Genomic DNA, 14,062 nt, shown 5'->3' with positions numbered 1-14,062 from the left:
CAACCTCGCACAGTCGCAGGGAAACGGAAGCAGAGTCCCTTCCGCGTGTGGTCCGTCAATTGGCGGCGCTGCTGGCTGCCGGCCGGACAGGACCGGAGCTGTGGGGTGTGTTGGCCCATGTAATAGCGGGTGAACTGCACACCACCAGGACGGCCCGCCGATGGTTCGTGGCCGGGAAAGCGGAGGCCGAGGACGCGGGGAATACCGCGACGGTGACCTTGTTGCTGGGGGTGCAGCGCGCCAGCGTTCTGGGACTATCGAGCGCGGCGGCTATCCGTAACGCCTGCGCTCCTGACATTTCCAAAGAACGACGGCGATTCCCCGGGCTGAGTGCCGGGCAACGCCAGATGTGGTTGGAAATTGCCGCGTGCCTTGAAGTCTGCGAAGCCAGCGGTGCACCCGTGGGGGCAGTGCTGAACAGGTTGGCCGCCACTATGGAAGCGGACTTTGATGCGGCGGCCTTGCGCGAAACGGCCTTGGCGGGTCCTCGGGCCACAGTGCGTCTGCTGGGCTGGCTGCCGTTTATTGGGCTGGGTCTGGGTATGGCCATGGGAGTGGATCCGCTGGCTGTTCTGTTTGGATCGCCTGTGGGTTGGACCGTGCTGGCAGCCGGGATTGCCTTTACCGTGGCCGGCAGGATGTGGTCGGCGGCCTTGATTGCTCAGGCTGCCCGGCCCGCGGGCGGTCTTGCTCAGCGAGGGAACAGTATCAGGGGTCGGGTAAACGTGACCGGGCAGAAATCTAGGAGATAACTATGGGCGCAGCCACGGTCTTCATCCTTGCAGGGGCAGCCATGCTGGTTCTTTCGCTGACATGGGGTGTGGGCCTAGCCGCGAAGCCTCTCAAATCTGCTGTGGCGGCACGGAGTGGCGGTGGAAACAACGTTGGCGGGGCCGACTCCCGGCCAGTGCCGGGGGACCCCACTGGAAACAGCAACTCCGGAGTGGGGAAGGTGCCACTGCTGCTGGACCTGCTCGGAACTGCACTGGAATCGGGGCTGACCATCCAAAACGGGTTGCAGGTGGTGGCCGAAGTCTCCGGCAGTGGCATCCGCGAGGCTCTGCTGAGGGTGGCGGCTGGGTTAGAAATCGGGGCTTCCTGGCACGACGCGTGGGAGGGAAATACGGGCAGCAGTGAGTTGGCCCAGCTTCATGCGGCCTTGAGCTTTGGCGCCTTGACGGGAGCCTGTGCGGCACCGCTGCTCTACGCCGAGGCAGCTCATCTTCGTAAAGCTGGTGGCCGGCAGGCCGAAAAGCGGGCTGCGGCGCTTGGCGTCAAGCTGGTCCTGCCACTGGGACTTTGCTCATTGCCAGCGTTTGTCGCCTTAGGGATTGTTCCTGTCGTGATCGCCATGGTCCCCGCTTTCTAGTGAGGCGCGAGTCTGCCTGCACCTGATCCTGAAACCGTGTCAGCTCCCGCCTCCGCGTCCGGGCGTGCCGACGAATCTGCTGGCCTGAACCTCTTTCATTAATCCACAGCTATGGCTAGTGCTTCATCCGCCCACGAAACGCCTTTTCGGGGTTTCGCAGGAATCGATGCGGGTGAAAAGTTGATGCAACAGCTTGTCCCTTTGGCCCCGGCAGTTTCGGCAGCGGAAGTAACGGGCTGGGGCAGAGCCAACCGGCTACTGCCACGATAATCCCTACCAATGAGGAGTCACGATGAGCAGCAATGGTGCTGTACCTACTATGACAACCGGTGCGGAGGGCAACCTCGCATTGGGCAACGTTACTGAGATCTTTCCCGGCGCAACCAAGACCGCTCCTGTGGTGAACCGGCAATTCCGCCCCGGACGGACCTGGCGGTGGCGTCCGCGGGCAGGAATGGAAGCTGGCATGGCTACTGCAGAATACGCCATAGCTACACTTGCGGCCGTCGGATTTGCTGGCCTGTTGGTGGTGATCCTCAAGAGCGATGAAGTCCGTGGATTCCTCATGAACATCATCCGGGCTGCCTTGAGCATGTAGCGCAAGAGCCGTACCGGCCGAAGCAGCCGACCACCGGCAGTGCGCAATGGAAAAGCCCTGACAGGCACACCAGAAACAGTACGAGAGGGGCCACGCTATGGGCCTGAAAGAGGAAGGCAAGGTGCCGCCGTGGACTGGCGGACACTCGCCACCGCGAATCCGAGGGTCCGTTACCGCTGAACTCGCGGTGGTCCTGCCTGCTGTCACGGTGCTGTTGGCGCTGCTGCTTCTCGGAGTTTCTACCGGTATGTTGCAGCTGCGGCTCGAAGAGGGCGCCAGAGCAGGCGCCCGAGCTTTGGCTCGCGGAGATTCCCCCGGGCAAGTTACGGCAGTTGTTTCCCGAGTGGCAGGGGACAATGTTTCAACCACTGTCGGCAGCTCGGGAGGGTACGGCACGGTCACCGTTCGAGGCCGCACCGGAGGAGCCTTGTCTGGGCTGGTGCCGTGGACCCAAAAGGCGCAGGCAACGGCAAAACTCGAATCGTCAACGCTGCCCCCATCAAATCCGAAGGTGATGAAGAACCCCGCTGTGGGCCACACAGCCACAGCCGAGGACAGCCAACCCATCCGCAAGGCCTCCCTGTGGCGGTGGGCTCGGACAACCCAATGCCCTGTGGCAAAAGGGCGGTGCGAAGCCGTGGCAACGGGCTGGGAAGAGCAGGAACATGGGTGGCGATGAGCGCGGGGCCGGGACCGTGTTGGCTGCAGGGCTCGCCTTGGCCATGCTGATGCTGCTGACGTTGGTGCTGGGTTTGGCAACGGCTGCAGTGGCGGCAGGCAAGGCAGCGACCGCAGCCGATCTAGCTGCGGTGGCTGCGGCAGATGCATTGAGAGGGCTAAGCGAGGGCTCCGCCTGCCACGTTGCGGCAGAGGTGGCCGCTGCCAACTCTGCCACGCTCGTGGCCTGTATTGAGCTGGCGGGCAGCAATTCGGTGCAGCTAAAAGTGGCTGTCAGAACTACGCTGCCGTGGCCGGCCTACGGTCAAGCTAGGGCCGGACCGCCGCCAGATACGGTGCTCCCCGCGGGGAGTCAGCCAGTGCCGTGAAAGAGAAGCAAGCTGCGCTGCCGTGCACATGCTCCTTGAAACTTGAACAGGGGGATCAGCTGGGGGCGTGCGTCAGCAGGGTCTGTAGCAGCAGCACGGCACCGCGCTTGTCCAAAGGATTATTCTTATTGCCGCACTTGGGCGATTGAATACAGGATGGACAGCCTGAGGGGCATTCGCACGCCTCGATAGCTTCCTTGGTGGCACGCAACCAGACCCGGGCCATGTCGAAACCTCGCTCAGCAAAACCTGCTCCGCCGGGATGGCCGTCATAAACAAAGATGGTGGGCTGGCCTGTGTCGGCGTGGATGGCTGTGGAAACACCGCCAACATCCCACCGGTCACTGGAGGCGACCAGGGGCAGTAAACCGATGGCTGCGTGTTCGGCGGCATGGAGGGCTCCTGGAAATTGCGGTTCCACCAGACCTCCTGCCAACAGCGTCTCATTGTCTAGTGTGAACCACACGGCCTTAGTAAATAGGTCACGTGCTTCCAGCTCCAAGGGTTCCTCACCCAAGACCTCATTGGACATGAGCGCCTTGCGCTGGAATGAAACAACCTGAGTGCGAACCTGAACTGCACCGAAGTGCATTTCCACCGGGCCCCACACTTCGTGCTTGAGTGATTCGACGACCTCAATTTGGGTGACGTCGCGGGCCGTTGTGTAAAAGTCCGGAGTACCGCGACGAACCAAGGCGCAGTGATCGGCTTCATTGAGTTCCAACACCACGTAGCTGGTGCCCTGATGGACGTAAACTGCTCCGGTATGGGCTTGATAATGGGATTGGGGTGAGCCCATCGTTCCCAGCAAGGCCCCCGTGTCAGCTTCGATGATGTTGATGGGTCCACCGCCGTCATCTCGGAGGTTGACCATCGCGGCTGCACTTTGCGGGTGCGTCCAAAACCAGCCGGCAGGACGCCGTCGTAGATAGCCTTGGGCCACCAGCTGATCAAGTAACACTGGGGTGCTGGCATCAAAAATGCTTAGATCGGCAAGGGTGATGGGCAGCTCGGCAGCCGCCGCGCATAGGTGTGGCCCCAAGACGTAGGGGTTGGACGGGTCGAACACCGTGGCTTCAAGGGCGCTATCAAAAATGGCTTCTGGATGGTGGACCAGAAAAGTATCCAGCGGATCATCGCTTGCCACAAAAGCGGCCAGGGCGTCCTGCCCGGCACGTCCGGCACGGCCAATTTGTTGGAAGAAAGAGGCTTTAGTTCCGGGCCAGCCAGCGACCAGGACTGCATCGAGACCGGAAATATCGATCCCGAGTTCCAAGGCTGAAGTGCTAGAGACACCCAGCAGATCACCTGCGCGGAGAGCCTTTTCCAATTCCCGGCGTTCTTCCGGAAGGTAACCGGAGCGGTAGGCTGCCACACGCGGCGGAAGGCTGGCATCGACGTCTTGTAGGAGGCGCTTTGTCACAGCGGAAATGGTCTCGGCGCCGCGGCGGGACTTGATGAAGGCGATGGTGCGCACACGTGCGGATACAAGATTGGCCAGCAAGTCTGACGTTTCGGCAATGGCCGTGCGACGTGTCTTGGCACCATTTTCACCGGCGAACTCCGTCAGTTCCGGTTCCCACAAAGCCACAGTGGTGGCGCCGTGAGGTGAACTGTCTTCAGTGACCGTGGTGACAGGTGCCCCGATCAGCCGGGAGAAAGAGCTACCCGGATCTGCTGAGGTGGCTGATGCTCCGACAAAAACCGGATTGGACCCATAGTGGGCGCAGATCCGCCTCAATCGACGCAGCAAAACGGCCACGTGAGAACCGAAGACGCCGCGGTAGCTGTGCGCTTCGTCAATGATGACGTACTTGAGCCGTTTGAAAAAGCGGGCCCACCAGGTGTGGTTAGGTAGCACCCCAAAATGCAGCATGTCCGGATTGCACAAGATGAAATTACTGTGATCACGGATCCAACGCCGATCCGCGGGGGCCGTGTCGCCGTCGTACGTTGCGGCCCGCAAAGTGGGCAGATTCAGCGAGTTCAAGGCGGCCAGCTGGTCAGCAGCCAGTGCCTTGGTAGGGGAGAGGTAGAGGGTTACGGCACCGTCGACCTCCAACAGACCTGGATTCTCCGCCAGACGTAGGCCTGCCCGATGAATCGCGTCGAGGGCGGGCAACTGGTACGCAAGTGATTTTCCCGAGGCGGTCCCTGTGGCAATGATGGTGTGCTGGCCGTCGTGCGCGGCCGTGGCACCCTCCACTTGGTGTCGCCAGGGTTGGTCAACACCCAAAAAAGAATAGGCCGTGACAATATCTGGGTGTACCCACTCCGGCCACGGCCGGTGAATGGCCTGGCGCGCCGGAATCCTCCGGACATGCTGCAGCTGGGCAGGGGCGTTTCCCCCGCCGAGCAGCTGGATCAGGGAATTATTGGTGGGCACCTCATCATTGTGCCACTGCAGCAGGCCAGCCTTTTCCTGTTGCTGGCCTATTCCTGCTTGCACTGAAATATCCTGGCGCAGCCTCTCCTCGGCGCGATCTCTCGGGGAGCAATCTTCGGGATGCGGTAATCAGAGTCCCCGGGCCAACTCTTCAATACGTGCCCTGGGCACCAAGACGGTGACGGGACTGATACTGCGCCAACCTAGTTTGAAGTACAACCGCTGCCCATCGGTGCTGGCCAGCAACAATCCGGTGGTGACCGGAAAAGCCTGGGCTCTAGCCGTGAGAGCTTTCATCAGTAGCAGTCCATAGCCGCGACGACGGTGTTCGGCGTGAGTTTCGATTTGGTCAAAGATGGCATATTCGCCGTAAATGCCCACTTTTCCTGTGGCCAGCACAGTTTGGTCTCGGACAATCGAGACAGAGAATCGGGCGTCGCAGACCGATGCGCTGTGCCGGCCGCCCATCGGTTGGACGAGCAAAGACAGCTCGGGGTCACCAAGGAAAGGGTCCTGATTGTCCTGAGTTTCCATGTGACAGAGCATGAGTTTTTCTGAGGTGGAAAGCATTCCCATCCCTGATTGGTGGGCAATCTTCACATACCGGTGAACATCTGCTCCTAGAACGCACAAGGCACGCCGTGGTGAGGAGTTCACCTCCTGTGCCAGATCAGCAAAAGCGGCGGGGCTTGGGTTGGTCGTGAAGTACTCCCACCCACCGCTGCGATCGAGGCGCAACGCTGCCAGATACCCCTGTCCGGAGCGACTTGGATAGCTTCGTAGCGCAGTCCAACCGGCGAACCATGCAGCTGTCTGGCCAGCTAGCCCTGTGGAAGCAACCATCATGCCCCCAGCCTATGCCCGAGGACTAGTAAGGAAGCTCATATGCCGCCGTTTGGTGGCACAAAGTAGGCTTTAATCCGTGTCGATGAACAAAATTGTGCTCTTTTACGGATTTACCCCCCTCAGTGACCCCGAAGCGATCAAGCTCTGGCAGCGTGCCCTGTGCGAAAAGCTCAGCCTGAAGGGTCGCATCCTCATCTCCAAAGATGGCATCAATGCCACTGTTGGCGGTGATATCAAGGATCTGAAGCAGTACCTAAAGACCACCCGTGAATACCCCGGATTCAAAAACATGGACATCAAATGGTCCGATGGGACAGGAAATGATTTCCCCCGCTTGAGCGTCAAAGCCCGGGATGAAATCGTCAGCTTTGGCGCCCCCGGTGAACTCCAAGTCGATGAAAACGGTGTAGTGGGTGGCGGCACACACCTCAAGCCCGAAGAACTCCACGAACTTGTTGCCCAGAAGGAATCCAACGGCGAAGAAGTCGTCTTCTTTGACGGCCGCAACGCGTTCGAAGCGCAGATCGGTAAATTCAAGAACGCCATTGTCCCCGACGTCGACACCACTCACGATTTCATCAAGGAACTGGACTCCGGCAAATACGACGACCTCAAAGACAAACCCGTCGTCACTTACTGCACCGGCGGCATTCGCTGCGAGGTCCTGAGCTCCCTCATGGTCAACAGGGGATTCAAGGAGGTCTACCAAATGGACGGTGGGATTGTCCGCTACGGCGAAACCTTCAAGGACAAGGGCCTGTGGGAAGGCTCCCTGTACGTTTTCGACAAGCGCATGCACATGGAATTTAGCGACGAAGCCAAGGAAATTGGCCACTGCATCCGCTGCGATAATCCCAGCAACAAATTTGAAAACTGCTCCAACCCCAGCTGCCGGAATCTGAACCTGTACTGCGCCGACTGCGCCAGCGACCCGGCTACCCTACAGTGCCCGCAGGGCTGCACGGACTAATCCGCACGGCCTCCCAAAGCTCGCACCTGACTTGGGGCCCTCGGGCGTGTGGGCCCCATCGGTGGCCTGACCAGCGTGGGACGAACGCACGCTTGGCGTGTCAGGACTCGTTAGGCTTGAGGCATGACTGATTTCGCCACCGTCCCGGACGCCCCACGTAGCGACAACCCCGGGCTTCTAGCCACTTTGGCCGCCGATCTTAGCGCCATGAACTACACGGTCGACGGCGTTGCGGAGCTCCTGGGCGATGACGCCAACCGTGCGCTGGACCGGGACCAGATGGTTCCTGCCGCACTGCTGCTGCGGGCCAACACTGATCCGCTGGCCACCGTGGTGAAGCTATGGTTACTCTCGCAGCCGATCCCCGAGGAGATGCTGGCCGCGGCGCTGCCCACCGTTAACATCGAGGCACTCGTAGAGCTGGGCATCATCGAAGCGGCGGAACAGCCCGGCGTGGTGCGCGCCGCCGTCGACCTCCGACCCTACGGCTGGCCCGCAGCCCAAGAGGGTGGTCAGGACACCAATTTGTGGGTGGCCAGTGATCTCGGCGCTCACCAGCGCCCCGGCGTGCTGCGCAAGGATCACGTGTTGGGCATCGGCCAAGCTTCGCTGACGCTGGCCCAGGGCACCATCCGCCGGCCGGTCCGCAAAGCGCTGGACCTTGGCACCGGCTGCGGCATCCAGCTTTTCCATCTCTTGCACCACGCCGAACGTGTGGTGGCCACGGACATTTCCGAACGCGCGCTGGCCTTCACTCGATTCAACTTGGTGCTGAACGCTCCGGCGCTGAACCTTGGAGCCGCTGATTTTGACCCGGCTAACCCGGATGCCCGAGTTTCGCTCCGTCTTGGCAGCTTGCTCGAGCCTGTTGCGGGGGAGCGCTTCGATCTTGTGGTCTCCAACCCGCCCTTCGTCATCACGCCCCGGCATCGAGGCGAGGAGAGCAGCGAGCAGTTCACTTACCGTGACGGCGGCATGGCTGGCGACGCCATTGTGGAATCGCTGGTCCGCGGCTTGCCGGACGTGTTGAACTCGGGTGGCACGGCGCAGATGCTCGGGAACTGGGAGGTCACCCGCGTAGTAACAGGTGCAGGCGCAGACCACACCGACTCAAATCAGGCCGACACAGCAGAGCCGTGGCATGCTCGTCCGGCTCAGTGGCTGGCCCCGGACATCGAGGCGTGGTTCATCCAGCGCGAGCAGGTATCTCCTGGCGGTTATGCCGAAACCTGGCTGCAGGACGCCTCGCAGGGCCGGGATTCCGCCGCCTATGCCAGTGCTTATGAGGAGTATTTGCTGGACTTTGCTTCACGGAACGTGGCCGGAATTGGCTTTGGCTACATCTTCCTGCGCCGCCCCGCAGACGGCGAAACGGTTGAAGCGCCGCGCTTCGAGGAGATCCTCTACCCCATTGAACAGCCCGTGGGCCCGCATCTGGCCAGCACCGTTGACCGGGTGCTCTGGCTCAAAAAACACCCTGATCTTACTTTTGAGTACTTGCTGGTGGCCTCCGACGTCACCGAGGAACGCCACCAGACGCCTGGGGCTGAACATCCCGGAGTGATCTTGTTGCGCCAGGGTGCTGGGCTGCGCCGCACCAACCTTTTGAGCACCGAGTTGGCTGGCTTTGTTTCCGCGTGCGACGGCGAGCTGACCGCCGGGCAGATCATCGGCGCCTTGGCTGTGTTGTTAGAAAGAGACGATTCAGACTTCGCCGAATCTCTCGCCGGCGAAGTCCGTAATTTGGTGCGTGACGGCTTCCTGATTCCCGCTCAGTGACGGGGCCCCAGCGGTAGTGCCAGCTGACCGCCGTCGAACTTCACATACCGTGCGAAAACGAATGAGCTTGGCCACGAACAGCCCAAAAAAGGGGCGGTTTTCCGCACTCGGTTTCCCAAGCAATACGCTTTCGCGGTAAAAATATGGTGAACTAGGCTCTTGGGGACGCCGTTCGTCCACCTTTCATTCCCTGTAGGAGTACCGTGCCCACCAAGGCAGCAGCTAGCAAGCCCAAGACCGGCAAAAAGCTCGTCATTGTCGAGTCCCCTGCCAAAAGCAAGACCATTGCCAAGTACCTCGGCGAAGGTTTCGTGGTCGAAGCCTCCATTGGGCACATCCGTGACCTGCCGCAGCCTTCCGAGCTGCCTGCGGAGCTGAAGAAGTCCTCGATTGGCAAGTTCGCCGTCGATCTTGAGAACAACTTCAAGCCGTACTACGTGGTCTCTTCCGACAAGAAGAAGAAGGTGGCGGAGCTCAAGGCGCAGCTCAAGGACGCCGACGAACTTTACCTCGCAACTGATGGGGATCGCGAAGGCGAAGCCATCGCGTGGCACCTGCTCGAGGTGCTCAAGCCCAAGGTGCCCGTGCACCGTATGACTTTTGCAGAAATTACCAAGGAGTCCCTGCAGCGCGCTTTGGGTAACTTGCGCGAACTGGATACTGATCTGGTCGATGCGCAGGAAACCCGCCGCGTGGTGGACCGACTGTTCGGCTACGAGCTCTCTCCGGTGCTGTGGCGCAAGGTCGCGCCCAAGCTGTCTGCCGGCCGTGTTCAGTCCGTGGTGACCCGCATGGTGGTGGAGCGTGAGCGTGAGCGGATGGCGTTCCGTTCGGCCAACTACTGGGATCTGGCTGGCACGTTCAGCACCACCGACACAGGTGAATCCTTCAGCGCCAAACTTGCCGCCGTTGATGGCAAGCGCGTGGCCTCTGGTCGCGACTTCAACGATCAGGGCCAGCTGACAGGTAAGAACGTGGCCCACCTGGATAAGGTTGCCGCCAAGGCCCTCGCTACCGCCCTGCAAGACGTCAGCTTTGCCGTCCGCTCAGTGGAGCACAAGCCCTACACCCGCCGCCCGGCCGCGCCGTTTACGACGTCGACCCTGCAGCAGGAGGCCGGCCGCAAGCTGCGCTTCTCCTCCAAATCCACCATGCAGACCGCCCAGCGCCTGTACGAAAACGGTTACATCACCTATATGCGTACCGATTCATCCTCCTTGAGTGATGAAGCCGTCAACGCCGCCCGCCGCCAGGCCTCGGAGCTGTACGGCGCCGAGTTCGTGCCTGCGGCAAAGCGCGTTTACGCAAGCAAGAGCGCCAACGCGCAGGAAGCCCACGAGGCCATCCGCCCCGCCGGTGACTCCTTCCGCACCCCTGCCCAGGTCGCCAGTGCCTTGGGTAAGGACGAATTCAAACTGTACGAGCTGATCTGGAAGCGTACAGTCGCCTCCCAGATGGCAGATGCCAAGGGCTCGACGGCGACCATCAAGTTGGGTGCCAAGGCTATTGGCGGCGTCGCTGACGGACAGGACGCTGAGTTCTCAGCCTCCGGTACTGTCATCACCTTCCGGGGTTTCTTGGCCGCCTACGAAGAAGGCCGCGACGAGTCACGCAACGATTCCGATGATTCGGATCGCCGCCTGCCCAACGTCAAGGAAAATGATGCTTTGACCGCTGCCGAAGTTCAGGCCAACGGCCACGACACTTCGCCGCCGCCGCGCTTTACGGAAGCCTCGTTGACGAAGGAAATGGAAGAGCGCGGCATTGGCCGCCCGTCCACCTACGCCTCCACCTTGTCCACCATTATGGACCGCGGTTACGTCAGCAAACAGGGCTCAGCTCTGGTGCCGAGCTGGATTGCGTTCTCCGTAGTGCGCCTGCTGGAACTGCACTTCACCGACTACGTGGACTACGAGTTCACAGCCGGCATGGAGAAGGGCCTGGATAGGATCGCCAACGGCCAGGAGGAAGGCTCCGACTGGCTCAAGCACTTCTACTTCGGTGGCGACGGTAACCGCGGCCTGCAGGACATCGTGAACAACCTTGGCGACATTGACGCTAGGGACATCAACTCGATGCCCATCACCGACACCTTGGTGCTGCGCGTGGGCAAGTTTGGTCCGTACTTGGAAAGCACCGTTCCAACTCTGGATGCCAAGACCGGGGAGATCATTGAAGCGGCCCGCGCCAATGTTCCCGAGGATCTGGCTCCGGATGAGCTGACCCCTGCCAAGGCTCAAGAGCTCATGGAGACGGCAGCACCGGAGGAACGCGTGCTCGGCGTCGACCCTGAATCGGGACGCACGGTGGTGGCCAAGAATGGCCGATACGGCCCGTATGTCACCGAAGTTATTCCGGAGATGACGGCTGAAGAAATCGCCAACCAGCCCATTGAGTATTACAAAAACGGCAAGCCGAAGCCGCCGAAGAAGCCCGTCAAGGTCAAGCCTCGGACAGGTTCAATCTTCAAGTCCATGAGCGTGGATTCTGTCACGCTGGAAGAAGCTCTGGGGATCATGAGCTTGCCCCGCGTGCTGGGCGCTGACGCCGAAGGCAACGAGATCACGGTGCAGAATGGCCGCTTTGGTCCGTACCTGAAGAAGGGCTCTGATTCACGTTCCATTGGAACGGAAGAAGAAATCTTCACGATCACGTTGGAGCAGGCGCTGGAGATCTACTCTCAGCCGAAGCAGCGCGGTGCCCGTGCCGCAGTGGCGCCTTTGGCGGAGTTCGGTGACGACCCCGTTTCTGAGAAGAAGATTGTGGTCAAGGAAGGCCGCTTCGGTCCGTACATCACGGATGGAATCACCAACATTACGGTGCCGCGAGGGACCGATATTGAGGATCTCACCCGCGAGAGCGCCATCGAGCTCTTGGCTGACAAGCGTGCCCGCGGTCCGGTCAAACGGACCACCAAGACTGCCGCGAAGAAGCCGGCAGCCAAAAAGCCGGCCGCCAAGAAGGCAGCTGCCAAAAAGTAGCCCGCCGAAGAAGTAGCAAAGTGACAGCCGCGAAGGTCACCCGATAGCGAAACAACGCAAATGTTGCTCCGCTACCGGGTGGCCTTTCGCATGTTTTGGAGGTGGGAGGACAATAATGGGGCTATGAGATTAGGCGTGCTCGACATCGGGTCCAATACTGTCCACTTGCTGCTTGTTGATGCGCGCCCGGGCGCCAATCCTGTTCCTTTTGCCTCCCATAAACGGGCTCTGAGCCTGGTGAAATATTTGGATGCAGAGGGAAACATCACCGATGAGGGTCAACATGAGCTCATTGAGTTCATCCTTGAGGCTTGGGAATTTGCCGCTAAACATAAGGCCAAGGACCTCCTAGCGTTTTGTACTTCCGCCATCAGAGAATCCACCAACGGTGCGCAAGTACTAGACCGGGTGCAGCATGAAACTACTATCAGGCTGACCGAACTTACCGGTGAGGAAGAGTCTGCGATGACGTTCTTTGCTGTGCGTCGTTGGCACGGCTGGGGTGCCGGGTCCATCCTGAACCTGGACATCGGCGGGGGGTCCTTTGAAATCTCACAGGGCTCCAACGAGCTTCCGGACTTGGCACATTCCGTGCCGCTGGGTGCCGGCCGGCTCACCCGTGAATGGCTGGCGGAGGACCCGCCCACAGCCAAGAGCATCAAGGAACTCCGCAAACACATCAAGTCGACCCTAAAGGACCCTATCGCGGCGACTAAGGAACTCGGGGCGCCACACCTCGTCACAGGCTCTTCCAAAACATTCCGGGCGCTGGCACGTATTACTGGAGCTGCGCCGTCGTCCTTGGGGCCCTATGTGCGCCGCGAGTTGCACCTGAGTGATCTCGGGCTCTGGTCCCAGCGGTTATCGGCCATGTCCTCCGCGGACAGACTGCCCCTGCCCGGTGTTTCGGCAGCGAGGGCTCAGCAGGTGCTGGCCGGGGCTCTCGTGGCGCAGTCCGCGCTGGAAATGTTCAAGGTGACGAGTATGCAGATCAGTCCTTGGGCGCTGCGTGAAGGGCTGATTCTGCGGCGTCTTGACCAGCTGATTTTTGACGGACCGCTGGATCCGCCCGCTCATGTTGCTAAGCTGAGAAATTCGGACACAAAGTAGGTGGACATGAGCGATCACAGCAGGCACAACCACGGCCAGGATTCCGAATCTACGCCTGGTCCCGCGCGCCATATTCCCGTGGCACTTTCCACGGCATCGGTCTTTCCGCTCTCTGTCCATGACGGTTTTGCGGTGGCGGCGGACCTGGGCTACGACGGCGTCGAGGTTCTGGTTACGCACAACGGCGACAGTCAGGATTCCACGGCCCTGAACCGCCTTGCCGAGCGCTATGACCAGCCCATCGTGGCCATTCACGCGCCCACATTGCTGCTGACGCAACAAGTGTGGGGCAGCGCGTGGAACAAGATCCAGCGCTCGGCGCAGATGGCGGTGGATGTAGGTGCTGACGTGGTGGTGGTGCACCCGCCGTTCCGCTGGCAGAACGACTATGCCGAAACTTTTGCTCATGGTGTGCGAGACGTTGCCGACGCCTTTGGGATTCGTATTGCGGTTGAAAATATGTACCCGTGGAGAGTCCGCGGGCGTGAGGCGTTGGCCTATTTGCCGCACTGGGATCCAGTAACTCAGGACTACAAAGATGTCACGTGGGACTTCTCGCACGCAGCGTCCGCCGGGGCTTCCAGCTTGGACGCCGCCAAGGCACTCGGATCGCGCTTGCGCCACATCCACCTGACCGACGGTATTTCGCCCTCCACCAAGGACCAGCACCTGATCCCCGGCCACGGCACACAGGAATGCGTTGAGGTGCTCCAGCACATTGCCAACAACGGGTTCGACGGCGCAGTGGTCGCCGAGATCTCCACCCGCAAGGCCAAGGGGGCTGGGCAGCGTGAGGAATGGTTGGCCGAAACTCTCGAATTTGCCAGGGTGCATCTGGGACAGACAGCGCCATAGCTAGCTGTCAGTGCCGGTGCCGCTGGGGTTGCTAGGGTGCCGGGAGCTGTCGCGTACTGTCGCCTAATTTAGTCCCAAGATTCGGGCGTTAAATGCGAAATCGCCGGAGGTTCTGCACCAGT

At 60.7% G+C, this 14,062-nt stretch carries 12 protein-coding genes; 10 read left to right on the top strand and 2 right to left on the bottom strand.

The features are described from left to right. Positions 1-47 precede the first annotated feature (47 nt). The 5 genes from AB0O97_RS01600 to AB0O97_RS01580 all read left to right on the top strand — a co-directional run bounded on the left by AB0O97_RS01600 (position 48) and on the right by AB0O97_RS01580 (position 3,013). Entirely contained in the window at positions 48-752 is a 705-nt protein-coding gene (locus tag AB0O97_RS01600) for a hypothetical protein (protein ID WP_363842105.1), read from the top strand. Positions 753-754: 2 nt separating this feature from the next. Next, the gene (locus AB0O97_RS01595; protein WP_363879164.1) at positions 755-1,369 is read left to right on the top strand and encodes a type II secretion system F family protein; all 615 of its coding nucleotides are present in this window, start codon (positions 755-757) and stop codon (positions 1,367-1,369) included. 292 nt (positions 1,370-1,661) lie between these two features. Then, complete coding sequence (locus AB0O97_RS01590) at positions 1,662-1,967, top strand: DUF4244 domain-containing protein (RefSeq protein ID WP_363879161.1); 306 nt, start codon at positions 1,662-1,664, stop codon at positions 1,965-1,967. A gap of 97 nt (positions 1,968-2,064) precedes the next feature. Further along, entirely contained in the window at positions 2,065-2,646 is a 582-nt protein-coding gene (locus AB0O97_RS01585) for a TadE family type IV pilus minor pilin (protein ID WP_363879158.1), read from the top strand. Beyond that, positions 2,633-3,013 carry an Rv3654c family TadE-like protein gene (locus tag AB0O97_RS01580; RefSeq protein ID WP_363842094.1) on the top strand — a complete coding sequence of 127 codons (381 nt, stop codon included), beginning with the start codon at positions 2,633-2,635 and terminating at the stop codon, positions 3,011-3,013. The genes AB0O97_RS01585 and AB0O97_RS01580 overlap by 14 nt, the downstream gene beginning before the upstream one ends. Before the next feature lie 55 nt (positions 3,014-3,068). Here the strand turns inward: AB0O97_RS01580 and AB0O97_RS01575 are convergent, their stop codons facing one another. After that, entirely contained in the window at positions 3,069-5,399 is a 2,331-nt protein-coding gene (locus AB0O97_RS01575) for a DEAD/DEAH box helicase (RefSeq protein ID WP_363879646.1), read from the bottom strand. Between the two features lie 129 nt (positions 5,400-5,528). Further along, on the bottom strand, positions 5,529-6,245 hold the full coding sequence (locus tag AB0O97_RS01570; protein WP_363879155.1) for a GNAT family N-acetyltransferase: 717 nt from the start codon (positions 6,243-6,245) through the stop codon (positions 5,529-5,531). Between the two features lie 76 nt (positions 6,246-6,321). On the opposite strand from AB0O97_RS01570, the gene AB0O97_RS01565 reads away from it, so the two are divergent. The 5 genes from AB0O97_RS01565 to AB0O97_RS01545 all read left to right on the top strand — a co-directional run bounded on the left by AB0O97_RS01565 (position 6,322) and on the right by AB0O97_RS01545 (position 13,940). Further along, on the top strand, positions 6,322-7,215 hold the full coding sequence (locus AB0O97_RS01565; RefSeq protein WP_363842088.1) for a rhodanese-related sulfurtransferase: 894 nt from the start codon (positions 6,322-6,324) through the stop codon (positions 7,213-7,215). Positions 7,216-7,338: 123 nt separating this feature from the next. Next, a complete protein-coding gene (locus AB0O97_RS01560; protein ID WP_363842085.1) occupies positions 7,339-8,994 on the top strand; it encodes a methyltransferase in 1,656 nt (551 codons plus the stop codon). A gap of 203 nt (positions 8,995-9,197) precedes the next feature. Continuing rightward, on the top strand, positions 9,198-11,975 hold the full coding sequence (topA, locus tag AB0O97_RS01555; RefSeq protein ID WP_363842082.1) for a type I DNA topoisomerase: 2,778 nt from the start codon (positions 9,198-9,200) through the stop codon (positions 11,973-11,975). 123 nt (positions 11,976-12,098) lie between these two features. Further along, positions 12,099-13,085, top strand: coding sequence for a Ppx/GppA family phosphatase (locus AB0O97_RS01550; protein ID WP_363879153.1), 987 nt, complete (start codon positions 12,099-12,101; stop codon positions 13,083-13,085). A gap of 6 nt (positions 13,086-13,091) precedes the next feature. Next, positions 13,092-13,940, top strand: a complete 849-nt coding sequence (locus tag AB0O97_RS01545) for a TIM barrel protein (protein ID WP_363842077.1) — start codon at positions 13,092-13,094, stop codon at positions 13,938-13,940. Positions 13,941-14,062: the final 122 nt, after the last annotated feature.

The sequence above is a fragment of the Specibacter sp. NPDC078692 genome (assembly GCF_040686835.1).
In the GTDB taxonomy this organism is placed as follows: Bacteria; Actinomycetota; Actinomycetes; order Actinomycetales; family Micrococcaceae; genus Specibacter.
The sequence above is the reverse complement of the archived record's forward strand: the minus strand, read 5'-3'. Positions and strand labels throughout refer to the sequence as shown.